Source organism: Kribbella voronezhensis, assembly GCF_004365175.1.
Classification (GTDB): domain Bacteria; phylum Actinomycetota; class Actinomycetes; order Propionibacteriales; family Kribbellaceae; genus Kribbella; species Kribbella voronezhensis.
On the sequence record NZ_SOCE01000001.1, the window covers coordinates 238,995 to 258,748 of the forward strand.

At 68.1% G+C, this 19,754-nt stretch carries 21 protein-coding genes; 8 read left to right on the plus strand and 13 right to left on the minus strand.

Annotated elements, in window-relative coordinates; genetic code table 11:
• Nucleotides 1–4: 4 nt before the first annotated feature.
• From uvrB to EV138_RS01110, 9 genes are all read right to left on the minus strand, one after another.
• Complete coding sequence (uvrB, locus tag EV138_RS01070; protein WP_133976608.1) at nucleotides 5–2,110, minus strand: excinuclease ABC subunit UvrB; 2,106 nt, start codon at nucleotides 2,108–2,110, stop codon at nucleotides 5–7.
• Between the two features lie 91 nt (nucleotides 2,111–2,201).
• Complete coding sequence (locus EV138_RS01075) at nucleotides 2,202–3,080, minus strand: hypothetical protein (protein WP_305000168.1); 879 nt, start codon at nucleotides 3,078–3,080, stop codon at nucleotides 2,202–2,204.
• A 61-nt stretch (nucleotides 3,081–3,141) separates the two neighbouring features.
• Complete coding sequence (locus tag EV138_RS01080) at nucleotides 3,142–4,221, minus strand: hypothetical protein (RefSeq protein WP_133976609.1); 1,080 nt, start codon at nucleotides 4,219–4,221, stop codon at nucleotides 3,142–3,144.
• Nucleotides 4,218–5,297: a hypothetical protein gene (locus tag EV138_RS37545; protein WP_133976610.1), complete on the minus strand. Its 1,080-nt coding sequence runs from the start codon at nucleotides 5,295–5,297 to the stop codon at nucleotides 4,218–4,220. The genes EV138_RS01080 and EV138_RS37545 overlap by 4 nt, the downstream gene beginning before the upstream one ends.
• Nucleotides 5,294–6,505, minus strand: coding sequence for a PrsW family glutamic-type intramembrane protease (locus tag EV138_RS01090; protein ID WP_133976611.1), 1,212 nt, complete (start codon nucleotides 6,503–6,505; stop codon nucleotides 5,294–5,296). Before EV138_RS01090 ends, EV138_RS37545 begins: the two co-directional genes overlap by 4 nt.
• A gap of 138 nt (nucleotides 6,506–6,643) precedes the next feature.
• Nucleotides 6,644–7,273: a dephospho-CoA kinase gene (gene coaE, locus EV138_RS01095; protein WP_133976612.1), complete on the minus strand. Its 630-nt coding sequence runs from the start codon at nucleotides 7,271–7,273 to the stop codon at nucleotides 6,644–6,646.
• A gap of 19 nt (nucleotides 7,274–7,292) precedes the next feature.
• Nucleotides 7,293–7,604, minus strand: a complete 312-nt coding sequence (locus EV138_RS01100) for a nuclear transport factor 2 family protein (protein WP_238157885.1) — start codon at nucleotides 7,602–7,604, stop codon at nucleotides 7,293–7,295.
• Nucleotides 7,605–7,750: 146 nt separating this feature from the next.
• Nucleotides 7,751–9,085, minus strand: a complete 1,335-nt coding sequence (locus EV138_RS01105) for a dihydrolipoyl dehydrogenase family protein (RefSeq protein WP_133976613.1) — start codon at nucleotides 9,083–9,085, stop codon at nucleotides 7,751–7,753.
• Entirely contained in the window at nucleotides 9,078–9,911 is an 834-nt protein-coding gene (locus EV138_RS01110) for a nuclear transport factor 2 family protein (protein WP_133976614.1), read from the minus strand. The genes EV138_RS01105 and EV138_RS01110 overlap by 8 nt, the downstream gene beginning before the upstream one ends.
• Nucleotides 9,912–10,032: 121 nt before the next feature.
• Here EV138_RS01110 and EV138_RS01115 point away from each other — a divergent pair, with 121 nt between their 5' ends.
• The 5 genes from EV138_RS01115 (at nucleotide 10,033) to EV138_RS01135 (ending at nucleotide 13,106) form a co-directional block, all read left to right on the plus strand.
• Nucleotides 10,033–11,124, plus strand: a complete 1,092-nt coding sequence (locus EV138_RS01115) for a winged helix-turn-helix domain-containing protein (protein ID WP_133976615.1) — start codon at nucleotides 10,033–10,035, stop codon at nucleotides 11,122–11,124.
• A 79-nt stretch (nucleotides 11,125–11,203) separates the two neighbouring features.
• A complete protein-coding gene (locus EV138_RS01120) occupies nucleotides 11,204–11,665 on the plus strand; it encodes an SRPBCC domain-containing protein (RefSeq protein ID WP_133976616.1) in 462 nt (153 codons plus the stop codon).
• On the plus strand, nucleotides 11,662–12,000 hold the full coding sequence (locus EV138_RS01125) for an ArsR/SmtB family transcription factor (protein ID WP_112240917.1): 339 nt from the start codon (nucleotides 11,662–11,664) through the stop codon (nucleotides 11,998–12,000). The genes EV138_RS01120 and EV138_RS01125 overlap by 4 nt, the downstream gene beginning before the upstream one ends.
• Nucleotides 12,001–12,025: 25 nt before the next feature.
• Entirely contained in the window at nucleotides 12,026–12,469 is a 444-nt protein-coding gene (locus EV138_RS01130) for an SRPBCC family protein (protein WP_133976617.1), read from the plus strand.
• A 52-nt stretch (nucleotides 12,470–12,521) separates the two neighbouring features.
• The gene (locus EV138_RS01135; RefSeq protein ID WP_133976618.1) at nucleotides 12,522–13,106 is read left to right on the plus strand and encodes a mycothiol transferase; all 585 of its coding nucleotides are present in this window, start codon (nucleotides 12,522–12,524) and stop codon (nucleotides 13,104–13,106) included.
• A 44-nt stretch (nucleotides 13,107–13,150) separates the two neighbouring features.
• Here EV138_RS01135 and EV138_RS01140 read toward each other — a convergent pair whose 3' ends face one another.
• From EV138_RS01140 to EV138_RS01150, 3 genes are all read right to left on the minus strand, one after another.
• Nucleotides 13,151–13,717 (minus strand): cysteine hydrolase family protein, encoded by a 567-nt coding sequence (locus tag EV138_RS01140; RefSeq protein ID WP_133976619.1) that lies wholly within the window; start codon nucleotides 13,715–13,717, stop codon nucleotides 13,151–13,153.
• Nucleotides 13,718–13,904: 187 nt separating this feature from the next.
• Nucleotides 13,905–15,383, minus strand: a complete 1,479-nt coding sequence (gene rpsA / locus EV138_RS01145) for a 30S ribosomal protein S1 (RefSeq protein WP_112240909.1) — start codon at nucleotides 15,381–15,383, stop codon at nucleotides 13,905–13,907.
• A 259-nt stretch (nucleotides 15,384–15,642) separates the two neighbouring features.
• A complete protein-coding gene (locus EV138_RS01150; protein ID WP_238157886.1) occupies nucleotides 15,643–16,572 on the minus strand; it encodes a phosphotransferase family protein in 930 nt (309 codons plus the stop codon).
• A gap of 84 nt (nucleotides 16,573–16,656) precedes the next feature.
• On the opposite strand from EV138_RS01150, the gene EV138_RS01155 reads away from it, so the two are divergent.
• The 3 genes from EV138_RS01155 to EV138_RS01165 are packed head-to-tail and all read left to right on the plus strand — an operon-like array spanning nucleotide 16,657 to nucleotide 18,558.
• Entirely contained in the window at nucleotides 16,657–17,223 is a 567-nt protein-coding gene (locus EV138_RS01155; RefSeq protein ID WP_133976620.1) for a TetR/AcrR family transcriptional regulator, read from the plus strand.
• Entirely contained in the window at nucleotides 17,220–17,741 is a 522-nt protein-coding gene (locus EV138_RS01160) for an SRPBCC domain-containing protein (RefSeq protein ID WP_133976621.1), read from the plus strand. The genes EV138_RS01155 and EV138_RS01160 overlap by 4 nt, the downstream gene beginning before the upstream one ends.
• Before the next feature lie 10 nt (nucleotides 17,742–17,751).
• On the plus strand, nucleotides 17,752–18,558 hold the full coding sequence (locus EV138_RS01165; RefSeq protein WP_238157887.1) for a class I SAM-dependent methyltransferase: 807 nt from the start codon (nucleotides 17,752–17,754) through the stop codon (nucleotides 18,556–18,558).
• Here the strand turns inward: EV138_RS01165 and pgfA are convergent.
• Nucleotides 18,555–19,646 carry a cell envelope lipid trafficking protein PgfA gene (gene pgfA / locus EV138_RS01170; protein WP_133976622.1) on the minus strand — a complete coding sequence of 364 codons (1,092 nt, stop codon included), beginning with the start codon at nucleotides 19,644–19,646 and terminating at the stop codon, nucleotides 18,555–18,557. The genes EV138_RS01165 and pgfA overlap by 4 nt on opposite strands.
• Nucleotides 19,647–19,754 lie beyond the last annotated feature (108 nt).

The window sequence follows — 19,754 nt, forward strand, 5'->3', positions numbered from 1 at the left end:
GCGACTACTTCGCGCCGGCGTTGACCATCTGGCGGAGTTCCTTCTTCAGTTCGGAGATCTCGTCGCGGTAGCGGGCGGCGACCTCGAACTGGAGCTCGGCGGCCGCGTTGTGCATCTGGTCGGTGAGTTGCTGGATGAGGTCGGCCAGGTCCGAGGACGGCATCCCGCCGGCCAGTTCCTTCGCCTTCTCGCCCACCTTGCCCTTGAGACCGCCCGGCACCGGTGCCTTGCCGCGACTCTGGTTGCGGCCACTGCCGAGCAGCTCGGCCGTGTCGGCGTCCTCGCGGGCGAGCATGTCGGTGATGTCGGCGATCTTCTTCCGCAGCGGCTGCGGGTCGACGCCGTGGTCGGTGTTGTACGCGACCTGTTTCGCGCGCCGCCGGTTCGTCTCGTCGATCGCCATCTCCATCGACGGGGTGATCTTGTCGGCGTACATGAACACCGCGCCCGAGACGTTTCGGGCGGCCCGGCCGATGGTCTGGATCAGCGACCGTCCCGACCGCAGGAAGCCTTCCTTGTCCGCATCGAGGATCGCGACCAGCGACACCTCCGGCAGGTCGAGACCTTCTCGCAGCAGGTTGATGCCGACCAGTACGTCGTACTCCCCCATCCGCAGCTCGCGGAGCAGCTCGACGCGGCGGAGGGTGTCGACCTCGCTGTGCAGGTACCTGGTCCGGATGCCCATCTCCAGCAGGTAGTCGGTCAGGTCCTCGGACATCTTCTTGGTCAGCGTGGTGACCAGGACCCGCTCGTTGCGCTCGGTCCGGATCCGGATCTCGTGGATCAGGTCGTCGATCTGGCCCTTGGTCGGCTTGACGATGACCTCGGGGTCGATCAGGCCGGTCGGCCGGATGATCTGCTCGACGAAGCCGTCCGACTTGTCCTGCTCGTACTGCCCCGGGGTCGCGGACAGGTAGACGGTCTGGCCGATCCGCTCCAGGAACTCCTCCCAGCGCAGCGGCCGGTTGTCCATCGCCGACGGCAGCCGGAACCCGTGCTCGACCAGCGTCCGCTTGCGGGACATGTCGCCCTCGTACATCCCGCCGATCTGCGGGACGGTCACGTGCGACTCGTCGATGACCAGCAGGAAGTCCTCGGGGAAGTAGTCGAGCAGGCAGTGCGGTGCCGTCCCCGGCGCACGTCCGTCGGTGTGCCGCGAGTAGTTCTCGATCCCCGAGCACGTCCCGATCTGACGCATCATCTCGATGTCGTACGTCGTACGCATCCGCAGCCGTTGTGCTTCCAGCAACTGGCCGCCGCGCTCCAGCTCGGCCAGCCGCTCCTCCAGCTCGGCCTCGATCCCGGCGATCGCGCGCTCCATCTTCTCGGGCGCGGTCACGTAGTGGGTCGCGGCGCCGATGTAGAGCTCTTCCTCCTCGCTGAGCACCTCACCCGTCACCGGGTGCAGCGTCATCAGCCGCTCGATCTCGTCGCCGAAGAACTCCACCCGGACGGCGAGCTCCTGGTACACCGGGAAGACCTCGAGCGTGTCGCCGCGGACCCGGAACGTGCCGCGGGTCCCGGCCAGGTCGTTGCGCGCGTACTGCACCCCGACCAGCTTGCGGAGCAGCCCGTCGCGGTCGGTCTCGTCGCCGACCTTCACGTGGATCATCCGGTTCAGGTACTCGTCGGCGGAACCGAGGCCGTAGATGCACGACACGGTCGCGACCACGACGACGTCGCGCCGCGTCAGCAGCGACCAGGTCGCCGAGTGCCGCAGCCGCTCGACCTCCTCGTTGATCGAGGAGTCCTTCTCGATATAGGTGTCCGTCTGCGGAACGTACGCCTCGGGCTGGTAGTAGTCGTAGTACGAGACGAAGTACTCGACGGCGTTGTCGGGGAAGAAGTGCCGCAGCTCGTTCGCGAACTGGGCGGCCAGCGTCTTGTTCGGCTGGAGGATCAGCATCGGCCGCTGGATCTTCTCCGCCAGCCACGCCATCGTCGCCGTCTTACCGGTACCGGTGGCGCCGAGCAGCACGACGTCCTGCTCGCCGGCATTGATCCGCCGCTCGAGCTCCGCGATCGCGGCCGGCTGGTCGCCGGCCGGCTCGAAGTCGGACACGACCTTAAGGGGCGCGACCATACGCTGGAGATCGGTGACCTGTCTCATGCCACCCACCGTACGACCCCGCGCCGACAGTTTCCGAACCTCACCCAGCGAAGCCGCCCGACCACGCTCGATTCGGAGCTCGGAGCCGGTTTCAGAAGCTCCTGACCAGCGTCCCGTTCATGGTCAGGACCTCCTGCTTGTGCTTGGCCCAGACCTCCCGCTGCAGCGCCGAGTCGGTCGCCGTCGTCTGCCCGTTCTGGTCCTCGAAAGCCTGGATGAAGCCCGAGAACACCACCGGCGGCTTGCCCTTCACCGGCACCACCGCGGAGTAGTTGGTCGCGTAGCACAGCTTCAGCGCCTTGTTCGGGCACTTGCGATAACTGCCCTTGCCGATCACCACGTGCTCGAGGTTGTTCGACTCCACGTCGACCAGGTGGTCCGCGAACGCCTTGGCGCCCATCAGCCGCGTCTGCCGGACCCAGAACCAGCCGTCGATCGCACCGGGCCGGCCGGGCTCTGGCAACAGGTAGTTGAACCCGGAGCGCTTCTTGTCCGGGTCCTTGATCCACCCCTTCGCCGGCGTGAACCAGACCCCACCACCGATCTCCACGCCCGTGTCGTACGGGCCCTTGGTGATCACCGGCTCAGTGGGCTCCGGCGTCGGCGGGGTATACAGCGTGCCGACCGGCTCAGGCGTCAGCGAGTCACTGGCGACCGGCGGGTTCACCGGGTCCTTCTTGTCCCCGCCGCCGGTCACCAGGATGACCAGGCCGGCGGCGATCAGTACGACGGCCAGCACCGCGCCCGCCATCACGATCCACAACGTCTTCTTGGACTTCCTCGGCGGCTGGTACCCCGGACCGGGCCCCCAGCCGCTCGGCGCCGGCGGCCCCGACAGCGGCGCGGGCGCACCGGGCAGCGGCGCGGGCGGACCGCCCTGGTACTGCGGTGCGCCCTGGTACTGCGGTCCTGCCGGGTACTGCGGTCCTGCCGGATACTGCGGACCGGGCTGTCCGTACTGCTGACTCATGTGGTCTCTCGCGGTGTGTGAACGGGCGGGGTGTGTGCACTTCTCAGATGCCGGCGACGACTCAGATGCTGGCGACGACCGAGGCCTTCATCTTCGCCGCGTCGGCTTCGGCCTTCTGGGCGTAGTCGACCCGGGTCCGGAAGTCGATCGCGGTGGTGACCCCGTCCTTGCGGCGGTAGGCCTCCACGAACCCCTGGACCTTCACGCCCTTGGAGACCGAGGTGTAGCTGATCGCGATGCACTCCACCAAGACGTCGCCCGGACACGCGAGGTTCCGCGGGTTGCCCAGTTGGGCGACCTCGTTCTCGGTCTCACCTTCCACGATCGACAGCATGTAGTTCTTCGCCGTGACGTTCTGCTTCTGCCGGACCCAGAAGAACGCCCGTGGCTCACCGTTCGGCGCGTACGTCACCAGCTGCTTGCCCTGCGTCTCGCGGACCAGCACGCTCCAGCCGGCGACCGGTACGACGGAGACGCCGAACGCGACCGGCAACGCGTTGGCCGGTGGGGTGTACGTCGACGCCGGTGGCGTGGTCACGGCGACCGACGAGGACGGCCCCGGTTTGGGGCCCGCCGAGTCGTCACCGCCGGTCAGCACGATCAGTGCCACCGCGACCAGTGCCACGACGGCGATCCCCGCGACGACCGGGATCAGCCACGGCGGAAACTGCGGCCCCTTCTTGACCGGCTCCGGCCGACGCAACGAAGGCGGCCCGACCTTGTCACCCCACGCCGAACTGGTCTCCCGAGCCGGCCCACCGGCTACTCCGGTACTCCCCGCACCCGGTACGCCGGTACTCCCGGCACCCGGTACGCCGGTGCTCCCGGCACCCGGTGCGCCGACGGTCCAAGCACCCGGTACGCCACTGCTCCCACTACCCGGTACGCCGATGGTCCCGCTACCCGATGCGGCGGCACTCCCCCCACCCGGTGCGCCGGGGCCCCCGGTTCCCGGTGCGCCGGGACCCCCGGTCCCCGGTGCGTCGGGCTTGCGGCCCCAGCCCGAAGGCTCTCGGGGCGGGACCTCGAGGGACCACGGCGAGGGGGGCAGCTCCGGTTCGGGAGCTGCTCCCTCGCCCTCCTCGGGCTCGACCTTGCGGACCCACGGGTTGTCCGGGCCCTTGTCGCGCTTTCCGCTCACTGGCTCTTGAGCACCGACTGCAGCATCGCGGTCGAGTCCGGCTGGATGGTGTCCTTCTTGTCCTTGCGGCCGTACACCTTGACGATCGTGATCACGCCGTCGTTGCGCTCGATGACGCCGACGTAGCCGATCACCGGGACGCTGCCGTTCTGGCTGCTCGACATCGCCTCGTAGCTCTGCGTGGTGAGCAACTTGACGTCGGTCTTGTCGTCCGGCCCCGGCTTGAGCTCCTTGGGCGCGTTCGGCTTGAAGGTGCTCGACGTGACGGCCTTCTTCTCCGCCTCCATCAACTGCGGCAGCAGCGTCGCGGTGTTGTCGTTCGGGCCCGCCTTGAACGCCTCGACCATGAAGTACGCCTCGCTCTGCTTGAGCAGGTAGACGCCCTTGTAGCCGGTCAGGGTCTTGCGGATGTAGCCGGTCTGCGGCTTGACGAAGACGCCTTCGCCGACCTCGATGCCCTCGTCCACGTTCGTGGTCGGCTTGTCGGTCGGCTGACTGGTCGGCGTCGGGTCCGGCTGGACCTTGTTGTCGTCACCGCCGCCCAGCACCAGCGCCAAGACGACACCGATCACCGCCACCGCTGCCAGTCCGCCACCGGCGAGCAGCAGGATCTTCTTGCTGCCCTGACCACCACGACGCGGACCGTACGGCTGGCCGGGACCAGGACCCCACTGCTGCTGCGCCGGGTACTGCTGCGGGTAACCCTGCTGCGGCGGGTACCCCGGCTGCTGACCCGGGTAAGCCTGCTGCCCCGGGTACTGCTGCGGCGGCGGCCCCTGCTGGTACGGCGGCTGCTGCGGCGGTTGCCCCTGGTACGGCGGCTGCTGCGGCGGCCGGCCCTGCTGAGGCGGCTGCCCCTGAGGCGGCTGGCCCTGCGGAGGCTGCCCCTGGTACGGCGGTTGCCCCTGCGGCGGACCCTGGTACGGCGGCTGGCCGTACCCAGGCGGCGGCTGCTGCCCGTAACCCGGCTGGCCCTGCGGCGGCTGCCCCTGCGGCTGACCGTAGCCGGGCTGTCCTCCGTACGGCGGCTGCCCGGGCTGACCTGGCTGACCGTACGGCGGTTGCTGGTTGCTCATGCCTGCGTCTCCCCAGTCGATCCTTCGTAGCCTGCTGCCGGTCCACTCCCTTGCACAGCCACTCCCCGCTCCGACTTCGGCACCGAACGGACCGAGTTGCCACAGGCCGAGCAGAAGTCGGAGTGCGGAAGCAACGGCATCTCGCAGCGCGAGCAGAACGCGAGCTCACCCGAGGCATGGTTGGAACCACCACGAGCAGCAGACTCCAGTGCCGCTTCCAGCAGACCCTTGTGCAACACAGTGCGGACCAAGATGATCAGCGCGCCGAGCAGCAGCAGACCCCAGACCACACCGAGGATCGCGCCCACCGTGGAGCCGTGTCCGCCGACGAAGCCGAGCAGATAGACGCCGCCCTGGAACAGCGCGTTCACCACCATCGCCTGAACCAGACCGGCCGCCCAGCGCGGGGTGAAGCCGTCGTACTTCTCACCGAGACCGGAGAACTCCGCGGCCGCGAGACCGGTCGCCGAGCCGTAGATCAGCGGCTTCACGAAGCCCTGCAATACGACGATGGAGATCCAGGTGCCCGCGCTGCTGCCCGGACCGGCGAAGCCGCCGCTGATCCAGCTCCAGTGCAGGACGAGGGTCTCGAAGCAGGCGTAGCCCACACCGGCCACCACGCCGAAGGTGAAGCCGTCCATCAGGTCGTCGTACCGGGGCCGGGAGGCCAGGTAGAGCGGGCCGATCTGGCGGATCAGCTCGGAGACGACCGGCACCAGCAGCACGAGGATGAGCAGGTCGCGGCCGGTCGGTCCGCCGCTGTTCGAACCGATCGTGTTCGCCGACAGGCCGAGCTTGTCGGACCACAACCAGGTGAACACCGCTGCCAGTACGCCGGTCAGCAGGAACGCCGCGGCGACGACCGGGACCGGCTCGTCCTCCCACAGGTTCACGTCGTACAGGTAGAGGATGTAGACGATCGGGATGGCGAAGGCGGCAACCATGATCGCCACCGGCAGAGCACCCAGTGCGGCCAGTACGACGGTCAGCAGCAGCGCGACGCCGAGTGCGACCTTGTACGTGTACGGCTGCCGGCCGGCGCCTTGCGGCATGATCGTCGAAACCAGCTTGAACGAGGCGACCGGCTCGTCCGGTCTGGCGGCGTACGCCTTCGTGCGCCCGGCGTCCTGGGACTGCAGATCGTTGCCACAGTGATGGCAGAAATGCGAGACCTCGGGAACGGCAGAGCTACAGCGCGGACACTCCACGCCATCCTCCCAACCTTGGACTTGCGGACCGACGCGCGGACGCGCCGAGGGATGGTCAGGCCGACCGGCCGGAGGCCGGGCGAACCAGCAGAGATTCTCGTACAGGTCGGCCGGGATTCATCATTTCCCGCGCAAGGGTCACCCTTTCGTGTCCGTACCGTGGCCTGTCCCGGCCGCCCAGGCCCGCCGCGAAAGCTCCGGCCAGATCTCCTCGACCCGGCGCTCGAGGTCCGCCAGGCTGCCGGAATTGTCGACCACGATGTCGGCCGCCGCGAGCCGGTCCTCCCGGCTCGCCTGACTGGCGATCCGCTGCCCGGCCTCCTCGGCCGACATGCCCCGCAGCTCGGTCAGCCGCTGCACCTGCAGCTCGGGTGGGACGTCGACCACCAGCACCAGGTCGAACCTGTCCGCCTGTCCGGTCTCGACCAGTAACGGGATGTCGTTGACCACGACCGCCCCGGCCGGTGCCGCCGCCTCGATCTCCGCGGCCCGCGCCCGGACCCGCGGATGGATGATCGCCTCCAGCTTCCGCCGGGCCTCCGCGTCGCCGAACACCAGCCGCCCCACGGCCGGCCGGTCCAGCTCGCCTTCCGGGGTCAGCACGTCGCCGAACGTCGCGACCACCTCGGCCAGCCCGTCGGTCCCCCGCGCGACGACTTCCCGCGCCAGGACGTCGGAGTCGATCACCACCGCGCCGCGCTCCTCGAGCAGCCGCGACACGGCACTCTTGCCCGCTCCGATACCCCCGGTAAGCCCGACTCTCAGCACCCCCGAACCCTAGCGAAGATCAGGGAGTCGCCATCGTCAGGCCGGGCCGCTCGTCGTCCCAGGCCGCCGCGGTGATCCGCCAGCCGTCCGGCGTACGGATGAACTGCATCGTCTTCATGCCGCGGCCGGTGAACGGAGTGCCGTTCTGCACGCCCTCCTTCGCGTAGCTGCCGAACCAGTGGGCGATGTCGCCGAACGTCTCCACCCGCCCGGTGACTGCCCACTCCTTGAAGTCCACCAGGTCGCCGAACGTCAGCAGGGCCGCGCGAGGCGCGATGAACTCGTCGACGCTGTAGACCTCCGGCTCGAGACCGCAGGTCCGGGCGATCACCGCGTTCGGTACGAAGAGCGCCCGGAGCGCGTCGAGCCGCTCGGCACAGTCCGGACCGGTGGTGAAGGCAGCGAAGAATGTCCGTACGACGTCCTCGATCGCCTCGGCGTCGATGCTGGTGCTGGTGCTGGTGATGTCGGATCCTCTCAGGAACGGTCGGCGATCTGCTGACGCAACGTCTTCAACGTCGCGACGTAGATCTCCGAGAAGGTCGGGAACGGCTGAATCGTGTCGGCCACGACATCCACCGGCACGTGAGCGCGGATGGCGAGCGTGGCCTGCTGCAACCACTCGCCCGCCTCGGGTCCGAGCGCGTAGGCGCCGGTCAGCCGTTCACCGTCGCTCAGCAGCGTCAGGAAGCCGTTGGACTCGGCGTAGGCGCGCGTGTAGGTGGCAGTCTTGGCCACGTCCTTCAGCGCCGTCGTAGCACTGAAGGCTCCCTCGGTCTCCCCCACCGATGCTGCCTGCGGGTCGGTGTAGACGACGTTCGGCACAGCCTCGTAGTTGGCCTTCCGCAGGTCACCGGCGATGTTCGCCGCCGCCACATCGCCCTGGTACTTCCCCACGTGCGTCAGCAGCTTGATCCCGGTCACGTCGCCGACGGCCCACAGCCGCTCGCTGACCCGCAGGTACTCATCGACCTGTACGCCGTGCGCGTCGACCTCGAGCCCGACCGTCTCCAGGCCGATCCCGTCCACCCGCGGCCGCCGACCGGTCGCGACCAAGAGCCGATCGCCTCGCAGCTCCCGCTCATCGGCCAGCGTGACGACATAGTCCTCACCGTCACGCCGTACTGCGGTCGCCCGCGCGCCCAGTTCGAGCTCGACTCCATCGCGCCGGAGCACCTCGCCGAGTGCTTCACCCAACGCCGCCGGCTCCTTGGCGAGGATGTGCTCCCCGCTGTTGATCAGCGCGACCTCGCCGCCGAGCCGGCGTACCGCCTGTGCCATCTCGACACCGACCGGTCCACCACCGAGCACGAGCAGGCGACGCGGGACAGCCTTCATGGCAGTGGCCTCGCGGTTCGTCCACACACCGTCGAGCTCACGCAGCCCCGGGATCGGCGGAATGATCGGATCCGAACCGGTAGCCAGCACGACGTTCTCCGCCGTGTACTGCGTGCCGTCGACCTCGACGACTCCGGTGCCGGCGAGTCGGCCGGTACCGCGCAGCAGGTCGATGCCCTTGCTCGCCAGCCACTGCTCCTGACCCTTGTCGGAGTAGTCCGAGACCATGAAGTCCCGCCAGGCCAGTGCCGCCTCAGGGTCGAGCTCTGCGGTAGAGACCGCGTCCCGCGCCTGGTGCACCGCCTCACCGGGGCGCAGGAGCGTCTTGGACGGGATGCACGCGTAGTACGAGCATTCGCCGCCGACCAGCTCGCGCTCGACCAGGGCGACCCGCAGTCCGCGGTCGACCAGCTCTCCCGCGCAGTGCTCCCCTGGCGAGCCGCCGCCGATCACGATGACGTCATAGTCAGTCATTTGCCGGTCCTTCGATGTCGTCGTAGATACGAACCGCGGCGAGTACGCCGTCCGGTCCCCGTTCGTAGATCGCGATCCCGGCTTGCGGCGGCAACTCTCGCTCGCCCCAGCCGACACAGTTGTACTCCACCGCACAGCGCTGGCCGTCGTCGGTCACGCTGCACACCTGCAACTGGATGCCGCCCGTAGTGAACCAGCTCTTGAAGAACGAGCGCAGCTCGGAGGTACCGCGATGGTCCGGTCCGATGGGTTCGCGAAGGTAGCCGTCCGGTGCGAACGTGCTCACGATCGCCTCGGCATCGCCCGCGGCGAGGGCGGTCAAGTAGCGGCCGACGACCTCGGCAAGCTCGGCCGGCGCGGACTCGACCGGCGCCGGCTCGAGGACGGGCGGTCTGAGATGGCGCCGGCCGTCGACCGGCACCTGGCTGCAGTACGTGCGGAACTCGATCCTGCGGTCGTCCGACTCGGCGACGACCGCGAGGGGCCACTCCACGGCCCGTCCGGTGTCGTCGGCCAAGCGCGCCAGCAGTTCCACCACTGCCCGCCCGCCCACGCGTGTGGAGGCCACCGTCTCGATGGTGGCGTCGCGCTCGGCCAGCCAGGTCTTGTTGCTCTTGACGAAATGACGCAACTCGCGGTGACCGCGGACCTCACCGGCGCGGGGATCGAAGACCACCACCTCGCCGGGCCACACCGTCTCCAGAGTGTGTGCGTCGCCTTCCTGCAAGGCTGCGAAGTACTGCATGACCGGGTCGGCCTGACCAGCGGTTCGCGCCAGGGTGCGCGCCAGCGCCGCCGCACTGACGAACTCCGGAAACCAAGGCATCTCACCGTCTCCTCCCGCACCGCACCGTGTCGTCAGTCTGTTGTAGCCGGGACGGACTGACAACAGCGGTACCGAACCGCCCGTACGCCGAATTGTCCCCGGCCATGGTTAGCCTTCGGGGATGGGTATCCGCCGATTGACTCGGGAGCAGGCACGGCGCATCGCCGTACGCGCTCAGTTGCTGGACGCGGCGCGGCCGGACAACCTGGTCGCGATGGTCCGGCAGTTGACGTTGCTGCAGATCGATCCGACCTCTGCGATCGCGCCCAGCGCCGATCTGGTCGCCTGGAGCCGACTCGGTTCGGCGTACCGGCCTGAGCAGTTGAAGCAGGCCGTCGAGGTCGACCGGACGTTGTTCGAGCGCAACGCGCTGATCAGGCCGATGAGTGATGCGGGGCTCTATCTCGCCGAGGTCCCCGGCTGGCCGAGGATGCTCGACTGGATGAAGGCCAACGAGTCGTTCCAGCGGGACATCCTGGCGGTGCTGGCCGAGCGCGGCCCGGTGACGTCGCGGGACATCCCGGACACCTGTTCGGTGCCTTGGGCATCGACCGGGTGGACGAACAATCGCAATGTCACCCAGATGCTCGAATTCCTGGCCAGGCGCGGTCAGGTGGCGATCTCGGGACGAGTCGGTCGCGAGCGGATCTGGGACCTGGCGGACCGGGTCTATCCGGCCGGCCTCGACGTACCGACGCCGGCCGAGGCGCTGGAGATCAAGAACGAGCGACGGCTCCGGTCGCTCGGCATCGCGCGCGCCACCGGCGCGGAGGTCCCGGTGGAGCCTGCGATCGTCGGGGACACCGGCGAGCCGGTCGAGGTCGAGGACACGCCAGGTGTCTGGCGCGTCGATCCGGCGGCGCTGGCGACGGTCGACGACTTCGAAGGCCGGACGGCGCTGCTGTCACCGTTCGACCGGCTGATCCACAATCGCGTCCGCGCGCTGGAACTCTTCGACTTCGAGTACACGCTGGAGATGTACAAGCCGGCGGCCAAACGCAGGTGGGGCTACTTCGCGCTCCCGGTCCTGCACGGCGACCGGATGGTCGGCAAGCTCGACGCGATCGCCGACCGGAAGGCCTCCGTACTGCGGGTCAACGCGATCCACCCCGACGTCCGGTTCACCCGCGCGATCAGCAAGGCGGTCCTCGCCGAGGTGGACGACCTGGCCGGCTGGCTGAAGCTCGGCAAGGTCGAGTTGCCGCCCGGCTGATCCGCAACCAACAGTTGCGTGAGCCCGTCGTCATGGTCTACGTTATGTGCAACCAAACGTTGCAGAGAGCGGGGAGACCATGGAATTCGGAACCATCGAGCGCGAGATCCACATCGACGCCACACCGGAGACCGTCTTCGAGGTGGTCAGCAGTCCGGAGCACTTGCAGGAGTGGTGGGCCGACGAGGCGGACCTGACGTCGGCGACCCCCGGAGCGATGGGCGAGCTCGCCTGGGGCGACAAGGAGAATCCCCGGAGCCACGTCGAGACGTTCACCGTCGTCGAGGCCGACCGGCCGCGGAGGTTCGCGTTCCGCTGGGTCTACGACGAGGCCCCGGCCGCCGGGACCTCGTTGCTGGTCACGTTCGACCTCAGCCCGGCCGGCAGCGGCACGAAGCTCCGGATGACCGAGTCCGGCTTCCGCGAGAAGGGCTGGGAGGTCGCCGTCCTCGAACAGTCCTACCGCGAACACAGTGAGGGCTGGGACCTGTTCATCCCCCGCCTGGCGGAGTACGCCGCCCGGCTGGCGGCGACGCGATGAGTACCGCCATCGACGACGACCTGTGGTCCGCGATCGGGGACCCGACCCGGCGCCGGATGCTCGACCTGCTGCTGGCGAACGGCGAAGGCACGGCGACGAGTCTGAGCGAGCACCTGCCGGTGACGAGGCAGGCGGTCGCGAAACATCTCGGCGTACTGGACCGGGTCGGACTGGTTCACGTCACGCCGGCCGGCCGGGAGATGCGGTACCGGGTCGACGACGCCCAACTGGCTCGCGCTGTGGCACAGCTGTCCACAGTCGGGGCCGCCTGGGACGCCCGGCTGCGGCGCATCAAGCGGATCGCCGAGGCGATCCAGCGCAGTCAAGAGCAATGACCACAGTCCGGAAAGAGGTACCGCAATGTCCGACATCCTGCACCGCATCGCTACCAGGACCACCTCCGCCGACGGCGTGTACGAGGCGCTGACCACGATCGACGGTCTGGCCGGCTGGTGGACGAAAGACACCACGGGCAAGACCGGCATCGGCGACGTGATCGAGTTCCGCTTCCCGCCCGGCGGCTTCTCCCTGAAGGTCCTCGAACTCGTCCCCGGCGAGCTGGTCCGCTGGGAAGTGGTCGAGGGACCCGAGGAATGGGTCGGGACGACGGTCAACTGGAAGCTCGAGCAGAGCGGCGACTACACGGTCGTCCTGTTCGAACACCTCGGCTGGAAGGAGCCGGTGGAGTTCATGTACCACTGCAGCACCAAGTGGGCGTCGTACCTGCTGAGCCTGAAGTCGCTGGTCGAAACCGGCACCGGCGCCCCGTCGCCGCACGACGTCATGATCAGCGACTGGCACTGAGCTTCTCCGGATTCCGAAGGGGATCGTCCGGAACCTGTTCTACGGTCGTGCCATGACGACCAACGAAACCCCTTGGGAACCCCCGCTCGCCGGGACCGAGGCAGAACACCTGATCGGGGCGCTCGAGCGGCTGCGGACGACATTCCGGTTCAAGGCGGACAACCTCGATCCGGCTGGGCTGCAGACCCGGATCGGCGCCTCGTCGGTGACACTCGGCGGGCTGCTCAAGCATCTCGCCGCCCAGGAGGACTACGCGTTCACCACCAAGCTCCACGGCAAGCCGCTCGGAGCACCGTGGGAGGAGAACGGGTGGGACGGTGACAACGACTGGGAGTTCACCTCCGCCGCGGACGACGCACCGGAAAAGCTCTATGCGTTGTGGGACGACGCCGTCGAGCGCTCCCGGTCCGCGCTGACCGCGGCCTTGGCCGACGGCGGACTCGACCAGTCCATTCACGCTTCCCGGTCCGATGGCCGGCACGCCAACCTGCGCCGGCTCGTCTACGACATGGTCGAGGAGTACGGCCGCCACACCGGGCACGCCGATCTCCTCCGGGAAGCCGTCGACGGCCGCGTCGGCGAGGACCCGCCCGCCGGCTGGCAGGCGGCATCCGGCCACTTCAGACTGCCGGGCTGAAGCAACGGATCGCCAGGATCTCGGCGTGGGCGGGGTACGAGATTTCAGTCGTCAGGCTTGGCGGTGAAGTCGATGTCGGCAGTGCTGACCGTGCCCGCGGTTCGCCCGGGGGCACGGTGGTACTGCCAGTACAGATTGGTGTGCGCGATCACCTTGTCGGGCGGCGGCGCGCCGTACTCGGTCAGGTCCTCGGTCGTGTGGGCGTCGGCGACCAGCGTCGCGTCGTACCCGCGAACCAGTGCACCGTGCAAGGTCGACCGGATGCACTCGTCGGTCTGTGCTCCGGACACGAACAGCCGCCCGATCCCCCGCTCAGCGAGCACCGTCTCGAGTTCGGTGTCCTCGAACGAGTCCGGGTAGGTCTTGTGCACCAGCGGCTCGGGCTCGCGCCGCACCAACTCCGGCACGTACTCCCAGCCCTCGCTCCCCTGCGTCAGCTCCCCACCGCTGTGCTGCACCCAAACCACGTCGACACCATCGGCCCGCGCCTTGTCGACCAACTGCCGGATGTTCCCAACCACCTTGTCGCGCTCGTACGCCTCCCCCACAACCCCTCGCTGCACGTCGATCACGAGCAACGCAGCATTGGGCCGATCCTCAAACCTACTCACAACGCCCTCCCAACAATCCGGTAGGCCGCCAGGCTACGACTCCCCACCGACAAGTCCCACCAGAAAACCGCACCCTCGACGGCCGCGTCGTCTTCGGCGCGGCCGCGGCTTTTGGCGGAAGCGTGGTACGTGCGAGACCCCCGCACCCTGGTGGGTGCGGGGGTCTCGGTGGGTACTACGGGGTTGCTCAGCCCTGGCCGGTGAGCTTCTCGCGGAGTGCCTGCAGGGCCTCGTCGGAAGCGAGTGCGCCCTCGACGGGCGCGTCGTCCTTCGGGGCGGCCGCGGAGGAGTACGTCGACGCCTCGCCGGCCTCGACGTCCGCCGTCTTGGCGTCCTCGATCTGCTTCTTGTGGGCCTCCCAGCGCGCGTGGGCCTCGGCGTACTGCCGCTCCCACTCCTCACGCTGCTTGTCGAAGCCCTCGAGCCACTCGCCGGTCTCCGGGTCGAAGCCGTCCGGGTAGACGTAGTTGCCCTGGTCGTCGTACGTCGCCGCCATGCCGTACAGCGTGGGGTCGAAGTCGTCCGAGACCGGGTCGACGCCCTCGTTGGCCTGCTTCAGCGACAGCGAGATCCGGCGACGCTCGAGGTCGATGTCGATGATCTTGACCATCACGTCGTCGTTCACCTGAACGACCTGCTCCGGGATCTCGACGTGACGCTCGGCCAGCTCGGAGATGTGCACCAGACCCTCGATGCCCTCCTCCACGCGGACGAACGCACCGAACGGAACCAGCTTGGTGACCTTGCCGGGCACGATCTGGCCCATCTGGTGGGTCCGGGCGAACTGCTGCCACGGGTCTTCCTGGGTCGCCTTCAGCGACAGCGAGACGCGCTCGCGGTCCATGTCGACGTCCAGCACCTCGACGGTGACCTCCTGGCCGACCTCGACGACCTCGGTCGGGTGGTCGATGTGCTTCCAGGACAGCTCCGAGACGTGCACCAGACCGTCGACGCCGCCGAGGTCCACGAACGCACCGAAGTTGACGATCGAGGAGACGACACCCTTGCGGATCTGGCCCTTCTGCAGCTGGGTGAGGAAGTTCATCCGCACCTCGGACTGCGTCTGCTCCAGCCACGCCCGGCGCGACAGGACCACGTTGTTGCGGTTCTTGTCGAGCTCGATGATCTTGGCCTCGATCTCCTGGCCGACGTACGGCTGGAGGTCGCGGACCCGGCGCATCTCGACCAGCGAGGCAGGCAGGAAGCCACGGAGGCCGATGTCCAGGATGAGTCCACCCTTGACGACCTCGATGACGGTGCCGGTGACGACGCCGTCCTCTTCCTTGATCTTCTCGATCGTGCCCCACGCCTTCTCGTACTGAGCGCGCTTCTTGGACAGGATCAGACGGCCTTCCTTGTCCTCCTTCTGGAGAACAAGGGCCTCGACGTGGTCGCCCACGTTGACGACCTCGTTGGGGTCGACGTCGTGCTTGATCGACAGCTCACGGGAGGGGATGACGCCTTCGGTCTTGTAACCGATGTCGAGGAGAACCTCGTCCCGGTCGACCTTGACGATGGTCCCTTCAACGATGTCGCCGTCGTTGAAGTACTTGATGGTCTGATCGATCGCCGCGAGGAAGTCTTCCTCCGACCCGATGTCATTGACCGCTACCTGCGGGGTGGTGCGTACTGCGGGGTCGAGAGGTGCCTCGATGCTGGCCGTCATGTGGTGGGTTGCTCCGTGGGCTGATGGTGTCGTACGGGTGCGCTGGGACCGTTGGATCGCACCCAACCGCTGGATTGCCTGAACAGGACAGAGTCACCACCGACTGCTGCGAGCACGAGCCTGCTCCGTCCGAGGTCGCGCGGGCCCATAGCGCATCTCACAGAATACGGCTATTGACTCGGGCAGGGCAACCCGGGGCACCCGGCTCGACCGGCTGCCCGCCGAGGTCTCCCGACGCGCCACGCAATAACACCTGAACTCAATGTACGACGTCAGGCCAGCCCCGGCCGCCCGCGAGGTCGCCCGTGTCGGCGATCCGGGTGATCAGAGTGTGCGCGGCGGCCGCCACCGGGTTGGCCGCGGGCCGGCTCGCGAGATCGATCAGCGCCCACAGATCCGCCACCCGCCCTCGCTCGACCACCCGGTCGCCGAGATCGAGACCGGAAGCCAGTACGACGCCCAGCACCGCCTCGCCGAGGACCGGGTCGTCGCAGAACCGCAGCAGGTTCCCCAGGTCCGTGTACGGCGAACCCGCGTGCGCGAACTCCCAGTCGATCAGCCCGGTGATCTGGGCCGTCGCCGGGTCCACCAGGAGGTTCTTCGGGTTGAAGTCGCTGTGCACGAGGCAGACCCGGTCGACCCCGCTCTCCGCGAGCTCGTCGGCCCGGTCGATCACCGCCTCCATCGAGGTGACCTGGTCCCTGGTCAGCCCCAGGTCGGAAACATGCTGGTTGAACCACTGCAACAGCCCGCCCGCGCCGAACGACTCGATCACCAACTCCCGCCCGACGAACTGCCCGAAGGTCAGGAACGGCATCCCGCTCAGCCGCACCAGTAGTTCCCCGAGTTGCTCCCCCACCCGCTGCCGTTCCGCCTCGCCGGCGGTCTCCAGGTAATTCTCGAGATTCATCCCCGGCAGCCGCTCGGTCAGGACATAAGGCGGCCCCTCGTCCGAGACCTCGGGCATCGCGTCCAGCACCCGCGGCACCGGGAGCAGCCCCCGCACGAGCCGCATCAACGAGACGTCCACGGCCGCCCGAGCAGGCTGGCGCACATACAACCGCAGTACGGCGTCCTCGCCGGCGGCGCTCACGGCGTACGTCTCACCGCCGTAGCCACCGGTCAACGGAACAGCACTGGCCGCGATTGCTTCGAAACCGTCCACCCCCGCGATCCTGCCACTGATCACGGACGGAGCTTTTTCGCTACCAGAGTAGCGATAAACCTGCTACGGTCTTTTACGACACCGGAGTAGCGGAAAGGAAGCAGCGCGATGGCGGGACGGGGCAGGCCCCGCGACGGCGGGATCGACGGGCGGGTGCTGGCAGCGGCCGCGGCGGAGATGCGGCGGGCCGGGTACGACGGGTTGTCGATCGACCGGGTCGCCGAGCAGGCCGGCGTGGCGAAGACGACGCTGTATCGCCGCTGGGCCACCAAGGCCGAGCTGGTCGTCGCGCTGATCGCCAATCTCCGGGAGGACGTGCCGTTCGAGCCGACCGACGACCCTCGGCGCGACCTCACCGAGCTGGTCACCGCCATCGCCGCCGGTCTCACCGCCACGCCCACCTCCCTGGTCGCCGATCTCGCAGCCGCGGCAGCTCGCGAGCCGCGAGTCGGCGAAAGCGTTCGCGCGCTCTGGGCCGACCGCCACCGAGCTGTGACGGCTGTCGTCGCAAACGCTCAGGCGGCCGGGCTCGTGCTCGCCCATGTCTCCCCCGCCGTCCTGGTCGACCAACTCGTCGGCCCGCTGTATTACCGGCTGCTCGTCACCGGCGAGCCGCTCACCCCCGACTACGCGAGGACGCTCGTCAGCAGCGTCCTCGGTGAGGAACCGACATGACCAAGAAGCGCAAAGTACTGATCGGGTTCGGAACCGTAGCCGTCGTCCTGATCGCGTACTGCGTGTTCTCGATCGCCAGGCCGACCGTCCTGCGCACCGCGATCGAGCTGGATGCCACCCCGGACCAGGTCTGGAAGGTGCTCACCGACCGCGGCAGCTATCCCGACTGGAATCCGTTCATCGTCTCCTCGACCGGTGACCTCACGGCCGGCGCCACGATCACCAATGTCCTCAAAGACACAGCCGGCAAGGAGACGACCTTCACGCCCAAGCTGCTGGCCGTCGAGCCCGGCCGCGAACTGCGCTGGATCGGCAAGGTCGGCTTCGGCGGGATCTTCGACGGCGAGCACTCGTTCCGGATCGAGGCGCTGCCCGGCGGCCGGTCGCGGCTGATCCAGCAGGAGACCTTCCGCGGCGTCGCCGTACCGGTGATGGCCGGCTGGCTCGACAGCAAGATCAAGCCGCAGTTCACCGCGATGAACGAGGCTCTCGCCGCCCGGGTCGCCGCAACGCCCTAGGGTGATCGGCGTGGACTACGAGGTGACCGAGCCGCAGCGAATCGGGCTGAGCGAGACCGAGACGTCGCGGGCGAGCCGGACCTACTGGGACAGCGCGGCCGGCGAATATCTCGCCGAACACGGCGAGTTTCTCGGCGACGACCGGTTCGTCTGGTGTCCGGAGGGTGTCGACGAGGAGCAGGCCCAGCTGCTCGGCCCGGTCACCGGCCGACGGGTCCTCGAGGTCGGGTCCGGAGCGGCCCAGTGCTCACGCTGGCTGGCGAAGCAACGCGCCGATGTCTACGCGTTCGACATCTCGGTGGAACAGTTGCGGATCGCCAAGGACCTGGACCGCCGAACAGGAACCGCAGTACGGACCGTCGCCGCGGACGCAGTACGAATCCCCTTTGCCAGTGGCGTTTTCGACATCGTCTGCTCGGCGTTCGGCGCACTGCCGTTCGTGGCCGACGCCGAAGACGCGCTGCGAGAGATCGCGCGTGTTCTCAAACCCGGCGGCCTGCTCGTGTACTCCGTGACGCACCCGATCCGCTGGAGCATGCCCGACGACCCGACCCCGGCCGGCCTGCGGATCACCCAGTCGTACTTCGACCGCACGCCGTACGTCGAAACCGACGCAGCCGGTACGCCGGTCTACGCCGAGCACCATCGCACCACCGGCGACTGGATCCGGGCGCTGACCGGAGCCGGCCTGGTCGTCGACGACCTGCTCGAACCCGAATGGCCCGCCGGTCACGACCAGGTCTGGGGCGGCTGGGGACCAGAACGCGGCCGGCTGATTCCCGGTACCGCGATCTGGTCGGCCCACAAGCCCGCCTAGGCCTCTTCGGCCCTGCGAGTACCCCGCGGCCGCAGCTGCAGGTAGACGACGAGGGCGAGCAACAGCAGTCCGATGATCAGCGAGATCAGCGGGACCCAGAAGCCGATCAGGTGCAACTGGGCGGCCTTCGCCTTGTAACCGCCCTCTTTCTTCTCGTCGCCCTTGCCGCCCTCGACGTTCTTCTTCACGGTGTCGTCGTCGTAGTAGATCTTCACCTTGGTCGCGGTGACCTTGTCCTGGCCGTTGTAGGCGAAGGTGGCCAACTGCTCTTCCTGGCCCTTGATGATCGCGCCGGTGACCGGCTCGATCCACAACGTCCGGGTGTTCTCGTAGGTGCGTTGCACGACGACCGAGTCCTTGCCCTGCTGGCCCACCAGGCTGCCCGGCACCTCGAGCGGCTTCGCCTGCGGCAGGTCCTGCTTGGGCACCTTCTGCTCGAAGACGTAGACGGGCAGGCCGTCCAGCTTCGTCTCGCTCTTGAACTGGATCGGGTACGCCTTGCGGGTCGTGGTGTCCCAGAACTTGTAGGTCTTCTTCTCGGTCCCGAACGGGAACTTCAGCACCAGACCCTCGTGCCCCTTGAAGAACTCGCTGTCCTTGTCCGGCTTCAGCCGGTCCTCCGGCTTCAGCGAGTTGCTGATGTACTCGCCGCTGTTGTCGGCCGGGTCGCTGGGATTCCAGCGCACCGCCTCTCCGGTGTGGGCGTCCAGCACGACGCGCTCCTGGACGAAGCTCAGCGGCAGCTTGTCGGTCTGCGTCGCGTCGTCGGGGAAGGTGTAGTCCTTCTCGTCGTCGGTCACCACGGCGGTGTCGAAGACGACGACCTTGCGGTTCAGGGCCTTGCTGATCTTGTCGGCGGCGGCGACGTCGCCGCGGACCGTCCGCCGGGCCCACAGGTCGACGCCCGGCTTCTCGGCCAGGTCCTTCACGCTGAAGATGGTCGCGCCCGGTCCGGTCGACAAGGTGTGCGCGACCTGGTCGGCCGGCGCCACCGCCAGCGTCGGATACGCGTAGAACTTGGACAAAGCAGCAACGCCGATGAAGAAGATGCCCAGTGCGATCACCAAGGCACGACTGCGATTCCCCACAACAACCCCTCCCGGTCTGTCCGCGGGACGCTACCAGCGAGTAGGCAGGTTGAACAGAGACCGGGAGCGACAAAATCCGGCAGTGGCCGAACTGTCATATAGTCCGGC